We start from the raw sequence: 23,684 nt of genomic DNA, 5'->3' as shown, positions 1-23,684 counted from the left end.
ACGGTAAACCGGGCGGTGCGCCGCCCGGTCCCGACCGCGATACACGTGGAGATGACATGGAAAATTTGACCGGCGCCGAAGCCATGGTGCGGATGCTGCAACACAACGGCGTCAAACATATTTTTGGCCTGTGCGGCGACACCAGCCTGCCGTTCTACGACGCGCTGTACCGCCTGGACCACGGCATGCAGCACATCCTGACGCGCGACGAACGTAGCGCGGGCTACATGGCCGACGCCTACGCCCGCGTGACCGGCAAGGTCGGCGTGTGTGAAGGCCCCAGCGGTGGCGGCGCCACCTATCTGTTGCCCGGTTTGGTCGAGGCCAATGAATCGTCGATTCCGGTGCTAGGCATCACGTCCGACGTCGCCGTGGGCTCGCGCGGCAAGTATCCCTTGACGGAACTTGACCAGGAAGCGCTGTACCGCCCGCTGACGAAGTGGAACCGCACGATTGACCGTGCCGACCAGATCCCCGGCATGGTGCGCGCGGCGTTCCGCGCGATGACGACCGGCAAGCCCGGCGCGGCGCACCTGTGCTTTCCGTATGACGTGATGAAGCAGCAAGTGGACGCGTCCGACATCTGGGCGCAGCCCGAACATGGGCGCTTTCCCGCCATGCGCGTGGCGCCGGACCCCGCTGACGTGGCGCGCGCCGCGCAGCGCCTGGTGGGCGCGCGGTCGCCGGTGATCATTTGTGGTGGCGGCGTGGTCATCGCAGGCGCCAGCGGCGCATTGCAGGAATTGGCCGAGGCGCTGAAGGCCGCGGTGTGCGTGACCGTCAGCGGGCAGGGCAGCCTGGCCGACACGCATCCGCTGAACGCGGGCGTGGTCGGTTCCAACGGCGGCGTGATGGCCACGCGTGACGTGGTCGCGGCGGCCGACGTGGTGCTGTTCGTGGGCTGCCGGGCCGGGTCCACGTCCACCGAACATTGGCGCTTTCCGAACCGTGACGTGCCGATCCTGCATATCGACGTCGATCCGATGGTGATCGGCGCCAACTACCTGACCGAAGTGGGTCTGGTGGGCGACGCCAAGTTGGCGTTGGAGGCCCTGGGCGCCGAAGTGCAGGCGCGTCTGGCGCACCGCAATTCGGACGCCGTGGATGGCGCCGTGCTGGCCGGCCGCGCCAAGGCAGCGCGCCGGGCGCAGCTGGAGCCGCTTGCCAACAGCCTTGAGGCCCCGATCCGCCCCGAGCGCGTTGTGCAATCGCTGAACCGCCTGCTGCCCGACGATGCCGTGGTGTGCGCGGACCCGGGCACGCCTTGCCCGTACTTTTCGGCGTACTACGACGTGTCGCGCCCCGGCCGGCACTTCATTACCAACCGCGCACATGGCGCGCTGGGCTTCTCAATGTCGGCCGCGCTGGGTGCATGGGTAGGCCGCCCGCAATCCAAGTGCGTGTCGGTGATGGGCGACGGCAGCTTCGGCTTTACCGTGGGCGAACTGGAAACCATCGTCCGCCACAAGGCGCCGTTGCTGATGATCGTGTTTTCCAATTCCGTCTATGGCTGGATCAAGGCCAGCCAGAAGGCCGGCTACGACGAGCGCTACTACAGCGTGGACTTCAACCGCACCGACCATGCCCGCATTGCCGAAGCCTATGGCGTGAAGGCGTGGCGCGTGGAAGATCCGGCCAAGCTGGACGCCGCCATCAAGGCCGCCATGGAACATGATGGCCCGGCGTTGATCGACGTGGTGGCGCAGCCCTTGCAGGACGCGGCCGCGCCGGTCAGCCAGTGGATGGGCTGATTCGCGCCTGATCGTACAGCGGTACCCAGGGCCCTTCGGGGCCCTTTTTTTGGCTGCGCGCCGTGCTGCTGGTCCTATACTGATCCGCTTTGGCGCGGCGACGCCGCGTGGTCTGCAACACGTCAACGGGGAATCGGGCATGGATCTGGGGATCAGTGGCAAGACGGCTTTGGTGTTTGGTGGCAGCCGCGGCATGGGGCGCGCCTGCGCGTTGCAATTGGCGCGCGAGGGCGTGGCGGTGACGATCGCGGCACGCACCCCGCAGACGCTTGAGCAGGCAGCTGCCGAGATCTCGAAGGAAACCGGCATCGGCGTGGGCTGGGTGTCGGCCGACTTGACCCAGGCAACCGGCCGCGATGCGGCGCTGGCGGCGTGCCCGCATCCGGACATCCTCGTCAACAACGCCGACGGCCCGCTGCCCGGCGATTTTCGTGACTGGTCCCGGGACGATTGGATCGCGGCGCTGGACGCCATGATGCTGGGCCCCATCGACATGATCCGGCGCGTGGTGGACGGCATGGTCGAGCGCCGTTTTGGCCGCATCGTCAATATCGTGTCGCGCAGCGTCAAGGCGCCGCATGCGGAACTTGGCCTGTCCAACGGCGCGCGTTCGGGCCTGATCGGTTTCGTGGGTGGCCTGGCGCGCCAGACCGTGCGGCACAACGTCACCATCAACAATTTGCTGCCCGGCGCCTTCGCCACCGATGCACAGATTCGCCACATCCAGGGCATGCTGGACGAGGCCGGCGGCAAGACGTTCGAGCAACTATGGGACGAACGCGCACGCGGCAACCCGGCGGGCCGCTATGGGCAGCCCGAGGAAGTGGGCGCCCTGTGCGCGTATCTGTGTTCGGCCCAGGCCGGCTACATGACCGCGCAAAGCGTGCTGATCGACGGCGGTGGCTACCCGGGCACGTACTAGTCGCAAGCCGGGTTCCGCGCTGGACGCGCGCGGGACTAACAGGCAAGATTGGCACCCATGCCGTTCGAGAAAAAGCCCATGGACCAGACCGACATCAAGATATTGGGGTTGCTGCAAAAGGACGCCACGTGCTCGGTCGCGGAAATTGCCGAACAGGTGAATCTGTCGGTCACGCCATGCTGGCGGCGCATCCAGAAGCTCAAGGACGACGGCGTCATCGCGCGCAACGCCATCCTGCTGGACCCGCGTGCGCTGGGCTTGAACCTGACGGTTTTTGTGTCCATCAAGACCAGCCAGCACAACGAAAAATGGACGCAAAGCCTGATCAACGCGGTCATGGCCTTGCCCAATGTGGTCGAGTTCCACCGCATGGCGGGCGACATCGACTACCTGCTCAAGGTCGTGGTCGAGGACATGGCGGCGTATGACCGCTTCTACCGCCGGCTGATCGGCGCCGTGGATTTGCTGGACGTCAGCGCCAGCTTCTCGATGGAAATCATCAAAAGCACCACCGAATTACCGCTGGACGCGGTGTAGCGACGCGGCGCGCAAATTTTTTTCGTCGCGGGCAGCTCGGGCGGATGCAAATTCCTTTCGGCGCGTTGCAAAACGCCCATCTCGCAATTCTTTTGCGCGGCCGTCGGCGTAGGATATCGTTCATTCCCTGCTGGGGAATGAATCGGGATATCAGAGGACCCTATGTCGTTCGCAGTACCCGCCGGCTGTGCCGGTCTGGAAAAAACGCGGCAAGCGCTATCGGTGGACGACCTGTTGGCCGGCTGGAACGGCGTCGACGACTTATGGGTGTTCGCCTACGGTTCCCTGATCTGGCATCCCGGCTTTGCGTGGCGCGAACGCCGCCTGGCCACCGTGCGTGGCTATCACCGGTCCTTGTGCCTGTGGTCGCGTGATCATCGCGGTTCTCCCGACAATCCGGGGCTGGTGTTTGGCTTGAACCGGGGCGGTTGCTGCCGGGGCGTGGCGTATCAGATCGCCGCCGCCGATGTGCCCGACGTGTTTCAGGCACTGTGGCGGCGCGAGATGGTGACAGGCGCCTACACGCCCCGCTGGCTCACTTGCCACACCGAAGCCGCGCCGGTGCGGGGGCTGGTATTCCTGCTGAATCGCGCCTGCGATGAATATGCCGCCGATCTTTGCGACGATCGCCTGATTGCGTCCGTGCGCAGTGCCGTGGGCCACTCGGGGCCCTGCCTGGATTACGTGGTGGAAACCGAACGCGCGTTGCGCGCGCACGGGATCGACGACTGGCGGCTGGGTGATCTGGTGCGCAGGCTGGGTCAGGCGTTTTAAGCTCTGGCGTGGCGCCCTAGAAGTGCCAGCGCCCAAACATATACAGCACGTTGCCCGCGCCGGACGCGCCGGGAATATAGGTCGCGTAGAACATCGCGTCTTTGTAGCCGGCGCCCACTAGCGGCAGGATGCCGGGAAACGGCACGTAGTTCATGATGTCGTGCCGCGCGGTCAAGAACACCGTGTAGCCCGCGCCCAGCCGGAAGTTCTCGCTGACTTGCCCGATCTTCAGAAAGCCGTAGCCGGCGATGGGTTCGACCTTGCTGTGCGAATCCAGGAACGCCATGGCGTACAGGCCCTGCCAGTCGCCGTCTTCGTCGTAGATGCTGCGGCCATAGCCGCCCCCCCACGCCAGCTCGTTGAAGCTGTCGATTTTTTCTTTGCTGTACATGGCGCGGTTGTGCCAGGCGTAGCCGGAAACGTAGAGGTCGTGGCCGCCTTCGGTCCAGATCTGGTCCAGGCGATTGCAAGCGGATTGCGCCCACGAGGGCAGGCTTTCACAGGCCTGTGCGGTGGCGGTGAAAGTCGAGAGCAGCAGACAGAGGATCGCTGCTCGAAATGTGGCGTTCATTGCGGGTAAACAGGGGTAACGATGACAATTCGATGACTGTACATGTAGTCATCGCTTTATCCCTGTCAGATGGCTGTCATGCATCGGCGTGCGTAGCCACCGCCCCAGGAAGGGCGCGGCACGCCAACGCAAGAACAAGAATTTTCTGTGGTGGCCGAGCTACAGCAAGAAGATCGTGGCCAAGCCCAGAAAGATGAAGAAGCCCAATGAATCGGTGGCGAACGTCAGCAACACCGACGACCCCATTGCCGGGTCCTTGCCGAACCGTGCGCGCACCATCGGCACCAGCACGCCCACCGAGGCGCCGACCAGCATATTGCAGATCATCGCCGCCATCATCACCAGCGCGATCGACAGCGAATGCGAGATCACCCAGGCAAACAAGGCGGCGACCAAACTGCCGCACAGGCCGACCAGCAACGTCACGAAAAGCTCACGCTTGACCAGCTGCCACAGGTTGCGTCCGGTGATCCGGCCCATGGCCAGCGCCCGGATGATCAGCGTCATGGTCTGGTTGCCGGAGTTGCCGCCGATGCCCGCAACGATCGACATCAAAAACGCCAGGATCACGATCTGGCTGACCGTGCCTTCGAATTGGGATGCCACGAAAGACGCCGTGGCGGCGGTACAGAGGTTGAACAGCAGCCATGGCGCGCGGTTGCGCAGCGCGGTGGAGACGGGCGCAAAGATGTCTTCTTCTTGCAAACCGGCACGCGACAGCGCTTGTTCTTGCGAGTCTTCACGCATCACGTCCACGACGTCCGCAATGGTGACGCGGCCGATCAAGCGGCCCTGGTCGTCCATCACGGGGGCGGACACCAAGTCGTAGCGCTCGAACGCGCCGGCGGCGTCGGCGTCGGAATCCAGCGGGTTCAGCGCCAGAAAGTCCGAGTTCATGACGGCGCGCACTTCGGTCTCGGGTTCGCTGACCAACAGGCGCGACAACGGCAGTATGCCTTGCAGCTTGTCCTGGCGGTCCACCACGAAGATCTGGTCAGTGTGATCGGGAAGTTCGTGCAGGCGGCGCAGGTAGCGCAGCACCACTTCCAGCGTGACGTCCTCGCGCACGCGGACCATTTCGAAGTCCATGATCGCGCCCACGCTGTCTTCCGGATAGCCCATGGCTTCCAGCAGCTGCGCGCGTTCTTCTTCGGTCAGGCCCTTTTGCACTTCGGCCACCACGTCGGGCGGCAGGTCGGGCGCCAAGTCCGCCAACTCGTCGGCGTCCATGTTGCCGGTGGCGGCAACCAGGTCCTGGCGGTCCATCGCTTCGATCAGCGATTCCCGCACCCAGTCTTCGACTTCCAGCAGCACGTCCGCGTCGTGCTCGGGGCTGACCAGCTTCCAGATGGCCTGGCGTTCGTCCTTGGGCAGCGATTCCAGGATGAAGGCGATGTCGGCCGGATGCAGGCCGTCAAGCAGCGTCTTGAGTTCGGCTTCGTGCTGGCGGTGGACCAGGTCTTCGACCAGCGGCGCCTTGGCGTCGCCTTCTTCCTGGCGATGCACCAGGTCGGCCACCAACTGCTGGCGGCGCAGGCGTTCCTGCACTTCAGCCAAGGCGGTTTGGGCGTCTTCCGGGTCGAGGCGGCGGGGCGTCGCGGGCGGTTTCTGCGCGGCGGCGGACTGCGTCATGCGTTACGGCTCAAAGAGAAGGTAGGGGGCGGCTGCGCCGCGCTTCGTCGGTGGCGACGTAGGTCAGCGTGGCCTCGGTGACCTTGACGACTTCAGCGTCCAGGCGCTGGCGTTGGGCGTAGACCTCGACCGACACCGTGACCGACGTGGTGCCGGTCTTGACGATGGCCGCGTAGAAGCTGAGCAGGTCGCCCACGAAAACGGGCTCTTTGAACTGGAAGGCGTTGACCGCCACGGTGGCGACCCGGCCGGCGGCGCGGCGGGCGGCGGGAATCGAGCCGGCGATGTCCACCTGGGCCATGATCCATCCGCCAAAAACGTCCCCGTGGATATTTGCGTCGGCCGGCATCGGCATGACGCGCAATACCGCGTCGCGATTGACGGGCAAGGTCGTAAACGGGGTTTTCGGGCTGGAGGTCATGCGGCCGACTCCAATGCATGGGAACCAGCCGATTATGCAGGAAAAACGAGACAGCGGCGTGCGCGGTGCAAGCCGTCGCGGCGCTTTGCCGCGACGGCCTGAAAATCAGGTCGCCAACTTCACGATGCCGTAGCCGCCAACCAACAGCCAGGCATACAGAATGAGGCCCAGGGCCATCACGCGGGGCCCCGCCTTCTTGATCTGTGCAAAGCGCGTTTCGATGCCCAGGGCGGTCATCGCCATGGTCAGCGCAAAGATGTCCAGGCGGCGGATGGCGGCGATGGCGTCGGCGGGGATGATGTTCAGCGAATTGATGATGGCCAGCACCAGGAAGCCGACGGCGAACCACGGAATGGGCAGCTTGCCGCCCTTGGCCTGGCCGCCCGACTGGCTGGCCGCGCTGCGCAGATACATGCCCAATACCAGCAGCACCGGCACCAGCAGCGCCACGCGGGTCATTTTGACGATGGTGGCGACTTCGGTGGTGGCCGGGTCGATATTGCTGGCCGCGCCTACCACTTGCGCCACTTCGTGGATGGTGCCTCCGATATAGATGCCCAGCGCCTGCGTGTCCAGGCCGAGCCAGCCCGCGTGATAAAGAATGGGGTACAGGAACATGGACAGCGTGCCGAACAGCACGACCGTGGCCACGGCCACCGCGCTTTTGTGGGGCGCCGCCCGCAGCGTGGGTTCGAATGCCAGTACCGCCGCCGCGCCGCAAATGGCGCTGCCGGCTGCCGTCAGCATGGCGGTATCGCGGTCCAGACCCAGCAGGCGCTGCCCGACAACCGTGCCGATTACCAACGTGCCCAGCACCACCGCCACCGACACGGCCAAGCCCGGCAGGCCCACGGCGGCGATCTGCTGGATGCTGATGTTCAAACCGTAGAACGCCACGGCGATACGCAACAGGCGGCGCGCGGTGAAGTTCACGCCCACGCCCCAGTCCGCCGGCATGGTGCCGCGCAGGAAATTGCCGTACAGCATGCCGCAGACGATGCCCACGACCAGCGGCGAAAAGCCCAGCTGACGAATGGCGGGCAAGTCGGCCAGTTGCATCACGGCGGCCGCCATCAGGCCCACGAACAACACGCCATTGAGCTTGTCGCGCCAGGGCGTGGCGGTGGTGCCCGCTGTGGCGGCTGCGGTAGGCGCCGTCGAGGCGGGCAGGGGTACGGCGGTGCTGGATGAGGTGCTCATGACGGGCCTTTGCGGCATATCTAAATAACTAGGCGAAATATTAAGTCCCTGGCCGTTATTTGAAAAATCTTCAATTTGAATATGTAATATCGGAAATTCTGATAATTGCCGCAGGCGCCCATGACCCCCGACCAACTACTGACCTTCGCGTGCGTGGCCGACACCGGCAACATCAGCCGCGCGGCGCAAGTGCTGAATTTGTCCCAGCCCGCCGTATCCGGCCAGCTACGCGCGCTACAAGATTGGTTTGGTGAACCGCTGTACCGGCGCAGGGGCCATGGCATTGCGCTGACCGAGGCCGGCGAGCGCCTGGCTGAACAGGCAAGGCAGCTACGGCAGGTGTACCGGCAGGCGCAGGCCGTGCGGGAATCGTGGCGCGGGCTTGAAACGGGGGCGTTGCGGCTGGGCGCCAGTACCACGCCCGCCAGCTATCTGTTACCCCGGCTGGTGGCTGATTTTCGGTCCGCCTTTCCGGCGGTCAGCCTGCATCTGTCGGATGGAAACACCCGCGAAATCGTCGAGCGGCTGCCCGCGCTGGACCTGGCTTTTATTGAAGGCGATGTGCCCTCGGGGCTGCCCGCCGACACGGCCGTGCACGCGTGGCGCCAGGACGAAGTGGTGGCAATCGTGCGGGCCGACCACGCGCTGGCCTCGAAGGGCGCGGTGACCTTGCGTGACCTGGCGGCCTCTGCCCTGGTGATGCGCGAGCCCGGTTCGGGCGTGCGCCGACTGGTCGAGCGCGCCTTCGCCGATGCCGGGTTGGCGCCGTCGGTGGGCCTGGAACTGGCGGGGGTGGAAGGGGTGAAGCAGGCGGTGCGGGCGGGGCTGGGCGTGGGATTTGTGTCGGTCATGTCGATGCGGCATGAAGACGGCGCCTTGGCGGCGCTGCGCCTGTTGCCCCGGCCGTTGACGCGCACCTTGAGCATCCTGGTGCCGCATGCGGATGCGGCCGCCCGCGCCGCTGAACGCTTCCTGGCGATGTGCCTGGCGGTCGGGGCGGCGGACGGCGGGTAGCGTCAGGCTTTGGCCAGACGCTTCAAGGCCAGCTGGACCCAATACGTGCCGCCCAGCGGCAACAGTTCGTCGTTGAAGTCGTAGCTGCCGTTATGCAGCATGCAAGGGCCCAGGCCGTGGCCGCTGTCGCGGTGCTCGCCCGTGCCGTTACCGATCCAGACGTAGCAGCCCGGCAGTTCCTGCAGCATGAATGCAAAGTCCTCCGCGCCCATCGTGGGCTGCACGTGATCGTTGACGTTGGCCTCTCCGACGATGTCGCGCAGCACCTCGGCGCAGAACGCGGCCTCTTCGGCGTGGTTGATGGTGGGCGGATAGTTGCGCTGGAACGTGAATTCCACCTCGCAATCCATGGCCGCGCAGGTGTGGCGCGTGATATCTTCCATACGGCGTTCGATCAGGTCCAGCACGTCCAGCGTGAAGGTGCGCACGGTGCCGCGCAGCTCTGCGTGGTTGGGCACGACGTTGTCGGCGCTGCCGGCGTGAATCTGCGTAATGCTGAGCACCGCGGCGTCCAGCGGATTGCGGTTGCGAGTGATGATGGTCTGCAATGATTGCGCCAGCTGCACGGCCGCCATGACGGGGTCGATGCCCAGGTTCGGCATGCCGGCGTGGGTGCCCTTGCCTTTGACCACAATCGAAAATTCATTGCTGGACGCCATGATGGGGCCGGGCGTCAAGCCGAATTGGCCGGGCTTCATGCCGGGCCAGTTGTGCATGCCGAACACGGCTTCCATGGGGAAACGCTTGAACAGGCCGTCGTCGATCATGCGCTTGGCACCGCCGCCGCCTTCTTCGGCCGGCTGGAAAATCACGTAGACCGTGCCGGCGTAATCGCGGTGTTGCGCCAGGTATTGCGCGGCGGCCAGCAGCATGGCCGTGTGGCCGTCGTGGCCGCAGGCGTGCATCTTGCCGTCGTTCTTGCTGGCGTGCGCGAAGCTGTTCACTTCCTGCATGGGCAGCGCGTCCATGTCGGCGCGCAGGCCCACCGCGCGGTCCCCGGGCTGGTTGCCCCGGATGATGCCGACCACGCCCGTGCCGCCCAAACCGCGGTCGACCTCGATGCCCCATTCTTCAAGCTTGGCCGCCACCACGTCGGCGGTGCGGAATTCTTCGAAGGCCAGTTCGGGATGTGCGTGGATGTCGCGGCGTATCTTCGAAATATCGGGGTGCCAGGCGACGATGGGTTCGAGCAGTTTCATGGGGAAAGGTCGGGCGAAAAAGGGAACGCAACAAGGTTATCATCATTCAAAAATCTATTTAATGGAGACAAACACCATGACGCGTCCGTGGCTTGCCCATTACCCGCAAGGGGTGCCGGCAGAGATCTCCACCGAGGGCTATTCCTCGCTGGCCGACCTGCTCGACCGCGCTTGCAAGCAGTACGCCACGCGCATCGCCTGCACGGCGATGGGCAGCGATATCACCTATGCGCAGCTGGATCGGCATGCGCGCGCCTTCGCCGGATGGCTGCAAAGCCTGGGCCTGGAAAAGGGCGCCCGCGTGGCGCTGATGATGCCGAACGTGCCGGCCTACCTGGTCGGCATGCTGGGCACGCTGCGGGCGGGAATGGTCGTGGTGAACGTAAACCCGCTGTACACGTCCGACGAACTTGAACGCCAATTGCAAGACAGTGGCGCGTCGGTGATCCTGATCCTGGAAAACTTCGCGCACACCTTGCAGGGCGTGAAGAATCGCGGCCGGCTCAAGCATGTGGTCGTGACGGGGCCGGGCGATCTGCTGGGTGGTCTGAAGGCGCCGCTGGTCAATTTCGTGGCCCGCCATATCAAGAAGATCGTTCCCGCCTGGAACATCGATGGCGCGCAGTCCTTGCCCAAGGTCTTGGCCGCCGGCGCCAACCTGCCATTCACGGCGCCTGCGCTGACGATGGACGACGTGGCGGTGTTGCAGTACACGGGCGGCACCACCGGCGTGCCCAAGGGCGCGATGCTGTCGCACCGCAACCTGACGGCCAACGTGCTTCAGACCGAAGCCGTGGCCCAGCCCGTCGTGCACGATCTTGCCAATTCACAGCTGACCATCATCAGCGCGCTGCCGCTGTATCACGTGTTCGCCATGACGGTTTGCGGCCTGTATGGCCTGCATGCGGGCATGCGCAACGTGCTGATCATCAACCCGCGCGATCAGCCTTCGCTGATAGCGGCCTGGCGCAAGGTGCCGATCAATCTGTTCCCCGGCGTCAATACTCTGTTCAATGCGCTGGCCCACAACGCCGACTTCGCCAAGCTGGATTTTTCGGCGCTGCGCTTGACGCTGGGCGGCGGCATGGCCGTGCAGCAGTCGGTGGCCGAACGTTGGTTGAAGATCACCGGGCGGCCGTTGATCGAAGGCTATGGCTTGTCGGAAACGTCGCCGGTGGCGACGGTGAACCCCACCAACGCCACGGCGTATTCCGGTTCGATCGGCCTGCCGTTGCCATCCACCGATGTGGCCATTCTTGACGATGCCGGTCAGGAAGTGCCACTGGGCGAACGCGGCGAAGTAGGCATACGCGGGCCGCAAGTCATGCTGGGTTATTGGCAAAAGCCTGAAGAAACGCAGCAGTCGATGACCGCCGACGGATTCTTTCGCACGGGCGACATCGGCATCATGGACGACAAGGGTTATACGCGCATCGTGGACCGCAAGAAAGACATGATCGCCGTGTCCGGATTCAAGGTCTATCCGAACGAGGTCGAGGCCGTGGTGGCGCAGATGCCGGGCGTGCTTGAGTGCGCGGCCATCGGCGTGCCGGACGAACGTTCCGGGGAATCGGTCAAGGTGTTCGTGGTCAAGAGCGACCCGTCGCTGACCGAAGCGCAAGTGCAGGACTGGTGCCGCGAAAAGCTCACGGGCTACAAGCGGCCGCGCTTCGTGGAATTCCGGGATGAGCTGCCCAAGAGCAACGTGGGCAAGATCCTGCGTCGCGAACTGCGGCCGGACGCATCCGCCACTGCGGCCACTGCGTCAGCCGCCACCGCGCCCGTCGATACGAAGGCAGGCGCGGCCACGCGTTAAGGTCAGGAAGCAGCCGGCCCGTTGTCCAGGTGCGGCGCGATCATGTCGTGCAGGGCGCGTTCGATGGCGGGGTTGCCCGCCACGACGCGTCCACCGATAGGCCACGGGTCCAGCTTGTGCATGTCTGAACACGTGCCGCCCGCTTCGCGCAAGATCAGCGTGCCGGCGGCAACGTCCCACGGCGCCAGCCCCATTTCCCAATACCCGTCGTAGCGGCCGCAAGCCGTCCATGCCAGGTCCAGCGCGGCCGCGCCCATGCGCCGCACGCCGCGCGCGCGTTTGATGGCGTCGTTCAGCATGGGCATGTATTGGTCGGCGAAGGAAAAATCGCGGAACGGAAAGCCGGTGGCCAGCACGGAATCTTCGAGGGTCTGCGTACGCGAACATTTGATGCGCCGGCCATTCAACCAGGCACCGATGCCGTACACGGCGGTAAACAGTTCTTCGCGATTGGGGTCGTACACCACGCCGACCACGGGCGTATCTTCGGCCAGCGTTTCGGTGGCCGATACCGCCGTGCCCGCGTGGGCGATCAGCGCGATGGACACGGCGTAGTGGGGAATGTCGTGCAGAAAGTTGGTGGTGCCATCAAGCGGGTCGATGTACCAGGTGGCGCTGCCTTGCGGCTTGCCGCCCGTCTCTTCGGCCACGATGCCGAACTTTGGCGTTCGCTCGCGTAGTTCCTGAATGATCACGGCCTCGGCTTCGCGGTCCGCCTGCGAAACGAGATCGTTGCGCGCCTTGCGGTCGATCACGAGATCGGCGCGGTGATGCGCGTAGGATTGCAAGATGGCCGCGCCGCCATGCGCTGCGGTAACTGCCGCATCGATCGCGGCGCACAGGTCGATGGGCTGGGCCAGTGAGCGGGGCTGATCATAGGTGTCCATGTAAACCAGTGTAAGCCCATGATTGCGTCAAACTCGCGGCTGCCGCGCGAAAGCCGGGCAACGCGTGGTGTCCATCCAACGTCTGCGCGGCGGCCCGTCGATAATTCGCGTCTGTCACAACCCTGTCCATTCTTTCAAAAACCCCATGTCCGCGCCTTACGTACCCCTGACCCCCGCAGTGATCGAATTCGACGCAGACGGCAAGCTTTACAGCGCCGTGTACGGCGACGTCTATCACCCGCACCCCGGATCGGTGGGCCAGGCCGAACACGTGTTCCTGCGTGGTAACGGCCTTCCCGAGCGCTGGCGTGGACGCGACGCATTTACCGTCTGCGAAACCGGTTTTGGCCTGGGACTCAACTTTCTGGCGCTGTGGCAAGCCTGGCGGCAAGACCCGCAGCGGCCTGCCGCGCTGCATGTGGTGTCGATGGAGGGGCATCCCTTTACCCGCGATGACCTTGCCGCCTTGCTGGCCCGCTACGCCGCCACGCCGCTGGCCGACCTGGCACAGCGCCTGGTGGACCAATGGCCCGCGCTGTTGCCGGGGCTGCATCGGCTGGAGTTCGAAAGCGGTGCGGTGACGTTGACACTGGGCTTGGGCGATGCCGGGGTCATTGCGCCCCGCCTGTCGGCGCGCGTGGACGCTTTCTTCCTGGACGGCTTCGCGCCCGAGCGCAATCCGGGCATGTGGTCGGCGTCATTGCTGCGCGATCTGGCGCAATTGGCCGCACCGGGCGCCACGGTGGCCACTTGGGCATGCACCGGCGAACTGCGGCAGACCCTGCAGGATGCGGGGTTCGACGTGCGGCGCGCGCCGGGCTACGGCGGCAAGTGGCATATGACCGAGGGCATCGCACGCGCGCAGGGGCAAATGGCCGCCGCCATCGCGGGCCCGGTGGCCGTGAAGCACGCCGTGGTGATTGGCGCAGGGCTGGCGGGCGCAGGCATCGCCCAGTCGCTGGCCGGGCGCGGTTGGCGCGTGACGGTGCTGGATGCGGCATGGGCGCTGGGCAAGCCGGCGCATGCGGGCCATGTGGCCGCCGCCCTGACGCCCGTGGTGGCTCGCGACGACAATGCGCGCGCACGCCTGTCCCGCGCGGGAAGCCAACGCGCGCTCGCCCGCTGGCAAGGGCTTGCCGGCGATGCCGCGCCCCGGGTTTGCGGTACGGTCCAGGTTGAACGCGACGCCGGCAAGTCGGCCGCGCTGGCCGGCACCTTGGAAACGTTGGCCTTCCCCCGCGACTGGGTGCGGTGCGTGGACCGCGACGAAGCCGGCGCCTTGGCGGGCCTGCCGGTGGCGCGGGGCGGCGTGTACTTCGGGCAGGGCATGCTGGTTCAGCCAAACCGTCTTATTGAAGCCCTGCTGCAAACGCCCGGCGTCAGCGTCGTGCCCGGCAACGCGGCGCGGGTCGAGGCGTCGGGGCAGGGCTGGCGTGTCATGGACGCCCTGGGCGACGAGCTGGCGCAAGCGCAAACCGTCATCCTGGCCAATGCCTTTGGGGCGCAAGCGTTATTGAAGCAAAGCGGTTTGCTGGATCCCTTGCCGCGCGTGGCGCAGATGCACGCGCTGGCGGGCGAGGTCACGTTGGTGCCCGCTGCCGCGCTTGACGGCGGCCCGCGCTGCATAGTGGGGGGCGAAGGGTATTTGCTGCCGGATGTGGGCGCGGGTTGCGTGGTCGGCAGCACCTACGCGCACGGCGCGGCTCAGGCCGTAGTGACCGAGCCGGGCCAACGCACCACGTTGGCCAAGGCGGCGGGGCTGCTGGGCGGCCACTTTCCGGGCTTTGACGCCTTGGTGCCCGGGTCGCTGCCGGGGTGGGCGGGGTGGCGCGCCGTGTTGCCAGGGCGGCTGCCCGCTGTGGGGGAATTGCGGCACGCGCCCGGTCTGTGGATGGCCGTCGGCTATGCATCGCGGGGCTTGTCGTGGTCGGCGCTGATGGGGGATGTCATCGCAGCGCGCCTGAGCGGCGAGCCGGACGTGCTGGAAACCGATCTGGCTCAACTTATTTCACCAAGGTGAAAAAAAGTTGGCTCTCTGGCAGGGGCCGAACCCAGGTGGCGTAGAATTGCGGTAATTGCCAGGATTTGGCGCCAAATAGGCCGTAATGGGCCTGATGTTGGCGTTTCGGCGGCGCGCGGCACTAGGCCGATACGCGTTGGCCGAGGGCTTTACGACCCCTTTTTAAGGATGAGAAAGCCATCCAGAAGAGGGACCGAGTTTATTTCAAAGCTCAAATCCGTCAAAATAGCGTCTTTTGATGGTTTTTGGCTTAAGCCGGGGGATGCTCTGTGCCGCCCAAGTTCGACTTTGCCCATACTACCCAGCTCGATAACATCGAGCTGCTGACGTCCCGCCCCAGTCGTTTTGATTTCGACGCGGGCGATGGGTTGCACCTGGTAGTCGAGGCGCATGCGCCTGGTGTTTTTCGCCTGCGCTGCGGCGAGGCGAACCACCTGAACGATGACAAGCCCGGCGCGCGTGCGCGCGCCGTGGCCGAGATGCTGCTCGCGCGCCAAGAGGCCGTGGGCGAAGCCACCATTGCCCCGCGCGATGGCGGCGACGGCTGGCGCATCACCCAGGGCGACGTCGCCCTGGAGATCCAGTCCAACCCCGTGCGCGTTGCGATGTACCGAAACGACGAACGGGTATTCGAGTCGGAAGTCTCGGCGCATACGCCCGCGTTCGGGCATAACGCGCTGGACAAGGAAGACGACGCAGTCTGGACGGCGGGGTTTACCTTGCAAGCCGACGAGCGCGTCTTCGGCCTGGGCGAAACCCCGGGCGACTTGAACCGCCGCGAAGAATCCGTCGTCTCTGACGACCCCGAGCATCGCGCCTTGCCCTTGGCATGGAGCCCGCGCGGCTGGGGCGTCTACGTCAACACGATGCGTCGCGTGGAACATGCCGTGGGCGTTGCGCCGGCGGATTCAGCCTATGTGCTGACCGTTGACGACGCCGTGCTGGACGTGTTCCTGTTCGCAGGCGAGCCGGCCGAAATCCTGAACCAATACACCGCGTTGACCGGCCGCGCCGGCCAGCCCGTGCTGTGGGCGATGGGCGCGTGGCTGACCCAGGCTGCCGGCGAAATGCCCACGCAGACGGTCGCCCTGGTGGCGCGCATGCGCGAAAACCAGATCCCGGTGGATGCCGTCACACTGGCGCAGCCGGTGGCGTGGGGCTTCCAATCCGACAAGGCGGTTTTTGAATGGGATGCCCAGCGCTTCCCCGACGCCAAGCAGATGCTGGCGCTTTTCCATAAGCACAACGTGCATGTTGCGGCCTCCGGTTTTCCCGGCGTGCTCAAAAGCAGCCCGTTGTTCGAAGAACTGGAAGATCGCGGCTGGCTGCTGGCCAAGGAAGACGGCGCCGCTCAGATCTTTGACGGCATCGCCGCCACCTCGGGCCAGCCTTTCGGCTTGCTGGACCTGACGTATCGCGACATCTACAACCTGTGGGTCGAGCGTCATCGCCAACTGATCGACGACGGCCTGGACGCGCCCGCCTGCGACGCCCAGATCGCCATCCCCGATGGCGTGACGGCACGCAACGGCGAAACGGGCCCCGCGCTGCGCACCATGTACCCGCTGCTGGTGCGCCGCGCGCTGTTCGATGCCGTGGCCGGCCTGAAAGTGCCGCCTGAAGGCGTCGTGCCCAGCTCTGACCTGTTCCCCGCCGCGCAGCGCTTGCCGTGGCAGGTGGGGCCGCAGGCGGAAAACTCCTGGGCCGGCCTGCGCCATACCTTGCGCACCGCCTTGTCGATCGGCGCCAGCGGCCTGCCCGTGCAGGTCCATGGCATTGGTTCGGCCTCGCGCGACCGCGCCGGCATGACGTCCGAACTGTATTTGCGCTGGTTGACCGTCGGTGTGTTCTCGGCCAACTTCTCGTTCCAGGGCGTGGAAGGGCTGATGCCTTGGGACTTCGACGAAGACACCCTGGCGCAAGCCCGCACCTGGATGCAATGGCGTTATCGCCTGGTGCCGTATGTGCTGGGCGCCATCGAAGATTCCGCCCGCACCGGTTTGCCGGTGCAGCGTTCCATGGCGCTGTCCTTCCCCAACGACCCGCACGCCCACGAATGGGACTTGCAATACCTGCTGGGCCCGGCCCTGCTGGTGGCGCCGGTTACCGAACCGGGCAAGCAGGTGCGTGTGTATCTGCCCAAGGGCGAAGCCTGGTGGGATCTGAACACCGGCCACCGCTACGAAGGCGGCACCACCTGGACGATCGACTGCGAGCTGGGCCAGTTCCCGGTTTTCGGCCGCGAAGGGCACATGCTCTGTCTGGGACCCGCCGCGCAGCATACGGGCGAATTCAATTCGGCCCGTATCCTGGACGAAGTCTGGATGTTCGGCATGCCGGTGCACAACCCGGTGGTCATGCGCAACAAGATTCGCGTGATGCAGATGCAGGGCTCCAGCTACATCAAGGGGCTGGAAGGGCTGCGTATTTCGCCGTCCGAAGGCCTTGAGGTCAAGCGCCGGGGGGCGGAAGTCCGCATTTCTCGCGCACGCTGATATCGGCGCGGCCGGCAATCCGGCGATCGTCATAAAGGGGCAGTCAGGAGGGCTTTCCTTCCTGGCTGCCCTTTACGCGTTTTGCCGTCGCCGTGTCGCCCTCCTTCATAGGGTAAAGCGGGCCAATGACTCGCGGGCGCGCAACGGTACGCCATATTACTTATAGTTATTAAAAATGAAAAAAACGGTCGTTCTCTTCAGAAGAGAAAAGATACAAAATCGCTTGCCATGATTCACATCGAGAACCTATCCAAGACCTATGCCACGCCGCATGGACAATTCCAGGCGCTGCGAGGCATCAACCTGCACATTGAGCAGGGCGAGGTCTTCGGCATCATCGGCCCCAGCGGGGCCGGTAAAAGCACGCTGGTCCAGTGCATCAACCTGCTTGAGCGTCCGAACGAAGGCACGATTGCCATCGGCGGACAGCAACTTACCGGACTGAACGAGGCGCAGCTGCGTGGTCAGCGCCGTCGTATCGGCATGGTGTTCCAGGGCTTTAACCTGCTGTCGCGCCGCACGGTGTACGGCAATGTCGCGCTGCCGCTGGAAATCGCGGGCGTGGCCAAGGCCGAAATCCCGGCGCGTGTCGAACGGCTGTTGGCGCTGGTGGGCCTGGAACACCTGCGTGACCGTTATCCCAGCCAGATCAGCGGCGGCCAGAAGCAGCGCGTGGGCATTGCGCGCGCGTTGGCCAACAATCCGGACGTGCTGCTCAGCGATGAAGCCACGTCCGCGCTGGACCCCGAAACCACGCACAACATCCTGGCGCTGCTGCGCGACATCAATCGCAAGACGGGTGTGACGGTCGTAATGATCACACACCAGATGGAAGTGGTGCGCGAGGTGTGCGACCGGGTGGCCGTGCTGTCGCAAGGTGAAGTGGTTGAAATCGGCAGCACGCGCGAAGTGTTCGCGCAGCCGCGCCATGACGTCACGCGCGGCATGGTGTCGGCCGCCACCGCGTCCGACCTGACCGACGCCACCTTGGCCGCCGTGAAAGAACGCATCGCCGCGCTGACCGCCGCGCAGCCGGGCCAGGCCGTGCGCTTGTTGCGCCTGTCGCTGACCGGCACGGATTCGTCGGGCTCGTTCCTGACCGATCTGTCCAAGCAGTTTTCGCTGGACGTGGGCCTGGTGCAGGCCCGCGTTGAAGACATCCAGGGCGTGGCCGTGGGCACGATGTTCGTGCTGGCCCAAGGCACGCCCGCCGCGGTCAAGGACGCGATTGCCGCGTTGACCGCCCGTGACATTACCGTTGAAGAAATAGCTCATGAGTCCGCAACTGATCGACCTGCTTATTACGTCGCTGCTTGACACCTTGTTGATGGTGGGCGTGGCCAGCGCGATTGCGGTGGTCATCGGCATCCCGCTGGGCGTGACGCTGACCGTCACCGCACGCGGCAACATGCTGGAGAACCAGCCCGTGAACCACGTGCTGGGCGCCATCATCAATGCCACGCGATCGGTGCCCTTCGTCATCCTGATGGTCGCCATCATTCCGTTCACGCGGCTGGTGGCGCAGACGTCCATCGGCACCACGGCCGCGATCGTGCCGCTGTCGGTGGCCGCGATTCCGTTCATGGCCCGCATTGCTGAAAACGCCATGCGCGAAGTGGACCCTGGCCTGATCACGGCGGCGCGCGCCATGGGCGCATCGCCGATGCAGATCATCCTGAAGGTGCTGTTGCCCGAAGCCTTGCCGGGCCTGATCGCCGCCACCATCGTCACCGTGGTCAGCCTGATCGGCTATTCGGCGATGGCCGGCGCCATTGGCGGCGGCGGCCTGGGCGACCTGGCCATCCGCTACGGCTACCAGCGTTTTCAATCGGACGTCATGGCCGCGGTCGTGATCGTGCTGATCGTGTTGGTGCAGGCCATTCAAAGCCTGGGCGACCGCTTCGTACGCCGCATGTCGCATCGCTGAACGCGGCAGCGTCGTTTTCGTCTGGCATCACATCGCTTCAATTTCGCTTCACTCTTGCTTCAATCTTCTTTCTACTTCCGTTACTCGGGATATCGCAACATGAGCATCAAGGTTTTGAAGTCGCTGGCTGCATTCGCGCTTGGCGCCGCCGTATTCGCCCAGCCCGCGCTGGCACAAGACAAGCCGTTGAAGGTTGGCGTCACCGCCGGCCCGCACGCGCAGATCTTTGATGTGGTCAAGGCTGAAGCCGCCAAGCAAGGGCTGAACATCCAGATCATCGAATTCACCGACTACGTGCAGCCCAACGTGGCGCTGGCCGCGGGCGACCTGGATCTGAACAGCTACCAGCATCAGCCCTATCTGGACAACGCCAACGCCGACCGCGGCTACAAGCTGGTCAGCATCGCCAAGACGGTGATTTTCCCGATCGGCATCTACAGCAAGAAGATCAAGTCGCTGGCCGAACTGAAAGACGGCGCCCGCATTGCGCTGCCGAACGACCCGACCAACGGTGGTCGCGCCCTGTTGCTGCTGCAAGCCAATGGCTTGATCAAGCTGCGTCCGGAAGCCGGCCTGAAGGCAACCCCGATCGACGTCGTTGAAAACAAGAAGAAGCTGCGCTTCATCGAACTGGACGCCGCCCAGTTGCCGCGTTCGCTGGACGACACCGATGCGTCGGCCATCAACACCAACTTTGCGCTGGAAGCCGGCCTGAACCCCACCAAGGACGCCATCGCCCAGGAATCGCCGGATTCGCCTTACGCCAACGTGCTGGTCGTGCGTGAAAAGGACAAGGACCGCGCCGAATTCGCCAAGCTGGTCAGCGTCTATCACAGCCCGGCCGTGAAGCAGTTCATCGAAACCAAGTACAAGGGCGCCGTGGTGGCCGCCTGGTAATCCAGGACGCCGCACCGCCCGGGAACGGCCGCCGCAAGCGGCCGTTTTTTATGGATGCGCGGATCGCTCGAGTGGATCGGGGCGTCATTATTTTGACAAGTCCGAAGAAATCCGCCATAATTTCTGGCTTCGGTCGGGCTGATAGCTCAGTCGGTAGAGCAGCGGACTTTTAATCCGTTGGTCGCGAGTTCGAGTCTCGCTCAGCCCACCACAGAACACCGCAAGACCCGCAATGGAAAAAACGCCGCTATCACTAGCGGCGTTTTTTTTCGTCTGCGGGGAGACGGTGGTTCGTGGACTCTCCTTCTTAGAACCTAACCGCCAACTTCAGCACGCCCGACTGCTGGCGGTTGCCGCCGCCGAACTGCGCGTCGTAGGCCACGCCCGCCGTGGTGTTCCGGGCGATGGCCATTTCAGCGCCCAGGCCCACCACCGCCGCGTCACGCGCGATGGGAACGCCTGTCACCGAGAACGTGCTGCCGCCTTCAAACGCCAATTCCTGCTTGGGGCTCACGTCGCCCATGGCATGGCGCCAGCCCAGCGTTGCGGTCAGTCGGCCCGGCGCGCGGTTGGATGCGAAATCCCACGAGCCGCGCAGGCCCAGCGTGGTGCTGGTCACGTCGTCCGTGTTGCCCGAACCGTGCAAGGCCGCCGTGCCGCCCGTCTCCTTGAAGTCGCGCGTGCGCAGCTGGTTCCACGCCAACCCGGCGTAGGGCTCGATGCTGGTCGTGTCGCTCATCGGCAGCTTGTAGCCCAGTTCCGTGAACAGCTGGGTTGACGACGCGTGGTAAGACGATTCCAGCCGTTGGTTCAAGCTGCCGGCCGCCACGTTGCGCTTGGCGTCGATGTCGTGCCAGGTGTAGGCCGCGCCCGCCATGAAGCGGATGGCACCCGGGCCCGCGCTGAAATTGCGTCCACCAAACAACGATGCCGTGTAGCTGTCGACATTCGTGCGCGAGGAAACGTCAGACATCGAGTTGTGGCTGCCGATGTAGCCCAACGCGCCGCCCATGCGCCAGCCATTGCCCACGTCGCCATCGGCGCCGAAGAAGAAGCCGCCGGCCGACTGGTTGACGCTGGACGCGTTGCCGTCACCCTTGAACGTGCTCCAGTTGCCGAACGCCTGCGCCCACACCGGGTAGGCGCCGCTTTGTGGCAGCGCGTCGGACGTGGACGATCCCAGTTGCGCCGTGGGCCGGCCCGCCATCGCGGGTGCGTCCAGGTTGGCGCGCAGGTGCGAAAGGGGCAGGGTGCGCACGGCATCCGACTGGCTTTGCAGGATGCTGGTGGTGCTGGCGTAGGCTTCGCCCGACAGCATCGCCAGGGCCGCTCGCGCTTGGCCCGGCGTCATGGCCAGCACCGCGTCGGTTACCTGGCTGGCGGCCGTGGCTTTGCCGGATGTGCTGCCGCTGGCGACAACCGTGGAACCGGGGGCGGTCGGTGTGGCGCCGTTGCCGGTGGCGGGGGGCGTCGTCGACGAAGTGGAGGTGGAGGTATCACCGGTTGCGGTCGTCGCGTTGCCGGCGGACGTCGAACCATTGCCAGCTGTCGCCGAGCCACTACCGGCGGACGTCGAACCATTGCCGGCCGGCGTCGAACCAGTACCGGCGGACGTCGAGCCATTGCCGGCCGGCGTCGACCCATTGCCGGTGGACGCCGAACCATTGCCTGCCGGCGTCGATCCACTACCCGCCGACGCAGACCCATTGCCGGCCGACGCGGACCCGTTACCGCCCGTGGCCGGTGCTTCCTGGTCCAGTGCGCCGCCCACGCTGTTTTCGTTGCCCGTGTTGCCCACGCTGCCGATCGGCACGTCGTTGCGCGTCAGCGTCATGAAGGCGTTCTTGGCGTCGTAGCTCAGGGTGGGCGTCAGGAACGCATAGCCGCTGGACGCCCCTGTGAACCGACCCTGGATGCCGCCATCCGCCGTCAGGATGTTGTACGTGGTGCGCGGCGCGTAGTTGCCGTCCGGACCCACGTGCGCGACGCTGCCGTCCAGGTAGGCAACGCCGGTGACGTGGATGCGGTCGCTGGCGCTGCTGGCCGGGTCGGCGTGCACGCGATAGATCGTGTCCTGGCCAAAGTTCAGGTTGCCGTTGATGGTCAGCGTGCCGATGGGCGATCCATCATTGCCCGGCGACACCACGGCGGTGGGGTAAAGCGTGGTGCTGCCCAATTGACCCACCCCGGCCAGCACGACTTCGCGGCCGATATCCACCGGGCCGTTCAACTTGCCGTCGATTTCCAGCGCGCCGTCCGCGATCAGGATGGGGCCGGTCAAGCCGCTGCTGTCGGCAGTCAGGATGACCGAGCCCGGGCCGGTCTTGACGAAGCCCTGCGTACCCTGCAAGGGGTTGTCGATGATGTCGACGAACTGGCCCGAGGCATAGGTGCCATCGCCCACGACGATCGCCGGCGGGTTGCCGCCATTGCCCACCAGCGTGATAGGCGCGCCTTGCAGGCGGTAGCGGTCGGTGGCGAACTGGATGCCGGACACGCGGACGGGGCCCGCGCCGCCGTCCACGGTAACCGTGCCGGCCGCGCCCGTGAAAATCGCGTAGCCGCCATCCGGCAGGGCGCCCGTGGCGTTGCCGGGGCTGTTCCAGTTGGTGCTTGAGGCGCTCCAGGTGCCGTTGCCGCCGCCCGCGCGCGTGGCGGATGCCGCGCCGTTGCCGTTCCACAGATTGGTTGTGCTGGGGCCAAGGATAAGGTTGATTTGCTTATCGCCCGTCAGCGACTGGATGGTGGCCCCGGGTGCCGAGTCGCCGGTGACGCTACCCAGCGTCAGTCCGTTGCCCGACAAGCTGCCGCCGTACGACAAGATGCGGTAATAGCCCGCGTTCACGCCCAAGGTATTCACCGTGACGTTCAGCGTCGTGTTGTTGATGGCGGCGTCGCCACGGACCGTGATGTTGTCGCCCGTGCCGGGTTGGGTGATGGGCAGGCCCGCGTAGCCGGTCTCGAAGGCAAACACGCTGTTGTTCATCGACAGGTTGCCGTTGACGACCAGGTTGCCGTTGGAAACGCCGGTTGGCGTGCCGACTTCGTACCCCGGCGCAACCCGCGCGCCCGAGACGTTCAAGTCCCCATTGACGGTGCCGAAGCCCGCCACCGTGCCATTCGATGATGCGTTGACGTTGCCGCCCAGCGTGACGCCCGCGCCACCGCCATTGCCACCGATTACCAACGTACCGCCGTTGACGTCCACGCCACCCGTGTAATTGGCGGACCCGTCGAACACTTGCGTATTACCGGGCGAAACCGTCAAGTCGGCGGCCATGACGCCGCCGCAATACGTCGTACCCAGCGCCAGTGTCGCCGTCAGCCACTTCTTCGTGCCGTATATCAAAACTGCGTCCTTTGTCTCGATTAATAATCCACTGCACAAACATTGCTGGATTGTTTTAAACGTATTGCTACGTAACAGACCAATATGATTGAACCGAATGGGTTAACGAAAAAAAGGACGCAATTTATACCAGTTCTTTTATATAACAAAACGCTTGTTAACAGATACCATCCATATCCAAAATACCTGCGTGTTGGATACCATCCGCAGTATTAATAAATAGACGATGGATACAGTCCTGTTATATAAAACGCGAAGTTTGAAACATTAAT

Annotated in this window: 18 protein-coding genes and 1 tRNA gene; 12 read left to right on the top strand and 7 right to left on the bottom strand. The window is 64.8% G+C overall.

Features of this window, described 5'->3' with window-relative positions:
- Positions 1-56: 56 nt before the first annotated feature.
- The 4 genes from V6F88_RS25160 to V6F88_RS25145 all read left to right on the top strand — a co-directional run bounded on the left by V6F88_RS25160 (position 57) and on the right by V6F88_RS25145 (position 3,984).
- Entirely contained in the window at positions 57-1,751 is a 1,695-nt protein-coding gene (locus tag V6F88_RS25160) for a thiamine pyrophosphate-binding protein (protein WP_332612998.1), read from the top strand.
- Positions 1,752-1,890: 139 nt separating this feature from the next.
- A complete protein-coding gene (locus V6F88_RS25155; protein ID WP_332612996.1) occupies positions 1,891-2,673 on the top strand; it encodes an SDR family oxidoreductase in 783 nt (260 codons plus the stop codon).
- Between the two features lie 78 nt (positions 2,674-2,751).
- On the top strand, positions 2,752-3,210 hold the full coding sequence (locus V6F88_RS25150; RefSeq protein ID WP_046804345.1) for an Lrp/AsnC family transcriptional regulator: 459 nt from the start codon (positions 2,752-2,754) through the stop codon (positions 3,208-3,210).
- Positions 3,211-3,372: 162 nt separating this feature from the next.
- Complete coding sequence (locus V6F88_RS25145) at positions 3,373-3,984, top strand: gamma-glutamylcyclotransferase (RefSeq protein ID WP_332612994.1); 612 nt, start codon at positions 3,373-3,375, stop codon at positions 3,982-3,984.
- Positions 3,985-4,000: 16 nt separating this feature from the next.
- Here V6F88_RS25145 and pagP read toward each other — a convergent pair whose 3' ends face one another.
- The 4 genes from pagP to V6F88_RS25125 all read right to left on the bottom strand — a co-directional run bounded on the left by pagP (position 4,001) and on the right by V6F88_RS25125 (position 7,808).
- Positions 4,001-4,555 carry a lipid IV(A) palmitoyltransferase PagP gene (gene pagP / locus V6F88_RS25140; RefSeq protein WP_332612992.1) on the bottom strand — a complete coding sequence of 185 codons (555 nt, stop codon included), beginning with the start codon at positions 4,553-4,555 and terminating at the stop codon, positions 4,001-4,003.
- A gap of 159 nt (positions 4,556-4,714) precedes the next feature.
- Positions 4,715-6,187: a magnesium transporter gene (gene mgtE / locus V6F88_RS25135; RefSeq protein WP_332612991.1), complete on the bottom strand. Its 1,473-nt coding sequence runs from the start codon at positions 6,185-6,187 to the stop codon at positions 4,715-4,717.
- A gap of 10 nt (positions 6,188-6,197) precedes the next feature.
- On the bottom strand, positions 6,198-6,608 hold the full coding sequence (locus V6F88_RS25130) for an acyl-CoA thioesterase (protein ID WP_332612989.1): 411 nt from the start codon (positions 6,606-6,608) through the stop codon (positions 6,198-6,200).
- Between the two features lie 105 nt (positions 6,609-6,713).
- Positions 6,714-7,808 (bottom strand): YeiH family protein, encoded by a 1,095-nt coding sequence (locus V6F88_RS25125; protein WP_332612987.1) that lies wholly within the window; start codon positions 7,806-7,808, stop codon positions 6,714-6,716.
- A gap of 120 nt (positions 7,809-7,928) precedes the next feature.
- Between V6F88_RS25125 and V6F88_RS25120 the strand changes: the two genes are divergently transcribed.
- Positions 7,929-8,822 carry a LysR family transcriptional regulator gene (locus V6F88_RS25120; protein ID WP_332612985.1) on the top strand — a complete coding sequence of 298 codons (894 nt, stop codon included), beginning with the start codon at positions 7,929-7,931 and terminating at the stop codon, positions 8,820-8,822.
- A 2-nt stretch (positions 8,823-8,824) separates the two neighbouring features.
- Here V6F88_RS25120 and V6F88_RS25115 read toward each other — a convergent pair whose 3' ends face one another.
- Positions 8,825-10,021, bottom strand: a complete 1,197-nt coding sequence (locus tag V6F88_RS25115) for a M20 aminoacylase family protein (RefSeq protein ID WP_332612983.1) — start codon at positions 10,019-10,021, stop codon at positions 8,825-8,827.
- Positions 10,022-10,097: 76 nt separating this feature from the next.
- Here V6F88_RS25115 and V6F88_RS25110 point away from each other — a divergent pair, with 76 nt between their 5' ends.
- Positions 10,098-11,837 (top strand): AMP-binding protein, encoded by a 1,740-nt coding sequence (locus V6F88_RS25110; protein ID WP_332612981.1) that lies wholly within the window; start codon positions 10,098-10,100, stop codon positions 11,835-11,837.
- A 2-nt stretch (positions 11,838-11,839) separates the two neighbouring features.
- Here the strand turns inward: V6F88_RS25110 and V6F88_RS25105 are convergent, their stop codons facing one another.
- Complete coding sequence (locus V6F88_RS25105) at positions 11,840-12,724, bottom strand: inositol monophosphatase family protein (RefSeq protein ID WP_332612979.1); 885 nt, start codon at positions 12,722-12,724, stop codon at positions 11,840-11,842.
- Between the two features lie 145 nt (positions 12,725-12,869).
- On the opposite strand from V6F88_RS25105, the gene mnmC reads away from it, so the two are divergent.
- The 6 genes from mnmC to V6F88_RS25075 all read left to right on the top strand — a co-directional run bounded on the left by mnmC (position 12,870) and on the right by V6F88_RS25075 (position 20,274).
- The gene (gene mnmC / locus V6F88_RS25100) at positions 12,870-14,744 is read left to right on the top strand and encodes an FAD-dependent 5-carboxymethylaminomethyl-2-thiouridine(34) oxidoreductase MnmC (RefSeq protein WP_332612977.1); all 1,875 of its coding nucleotides are present in this window, start codon (positions 12,870-12,872) and stop codon (positions 14,742-14,744) included.
- A gap of 269 nt (positions 14,745-15,013) precedes the next feature.
- Positions 15,014-17,239, top strand: a complete 2,226-nt coding sequence (locus V6F88_RS25095; protein ID WP_332612975.1) for a glycoside hydrolase family 31 protein — start codon at positions 15,014-15,016, stop codon at positions 17,237-17,239.
- Between the two features lie 228 nt (positions 17,240-17,467).
- A complete protein-coding gene (locus tag V6F88_RS25090; protein ID WP_332612974.1) occupies positions 17,468-18,556 on the top strand; it encodes a methionine ABC transporter ATP-binding protein in 1,089 nt (362 codons plus the stop codon).
- Positions 18,513-19,166 carry a methionine ABC transporter permease gene (locus tag V6F88_RS25085; protein WP_006226291.1) on the top strand — a complete coding sequence of 218 codons (654 nt, stop codon included), beginning with the start codon at positions 18,513-18,515 and terminating at the stop codon, positions 19,164-19,166. Before V6F88_RS25090 ends, V6F88_RS25085 begins: the two co-directional genes overlap by 44 nt.
- 99 nt (positions 19,167-19,265) lie before the next feature.
- Positions 19,266-20,063, top strand: a complete 798-nt coding sequence (locus V6F88_RS25080) for a MetQ/NlpA family ABC transporter substrate-binding protein (RefSeq protein ID WP_332612971.1) — start codon at positions 19,266-19,268, stop codon at positions 20,061-20,063.
- Positions 20,064-20,198: 135 nt separating this feature from the next.
- Positions 20,199-20,274 (top strand) — tRNA-Lys (locus V6F88_RS25075).
- Positions 20,275-20,370: 96 nt separating this feature from the next.
- Here V6F88_RS25075 and V6F88_RS25070 read toward each other — a convergent pair.
- Positions 20,371-23,412: an autotransporter outer membrane beta-barrel domain-containing protein gene (locus V6F88_RS25070; RefSeq protein WP_332612969.1), complete on the bottom strand. Its 3,042-nt coding sequence runs from the start codon at positions 23,410-23,412 to the stop codon at positions 20,371-20,373.
- Positions 23,413-23,684 lie beyond the last annotated feature (272 nt).

Origin of the sequence: Achromobacter sp. ESBL13, from assembly GCF_036668755.1 — a bacterium.
Classification (GTDB): domain Bacteria; phylum Pseudomonadota; class Gammaproteobacteria; order Burkholderiales; family Burkholderiaceae_B; genus Achromobacter.
Note: the sequence above shows the minus strand (reverse complement) of the source record. Positions and strands in the feature narration are given on the sequence as shown.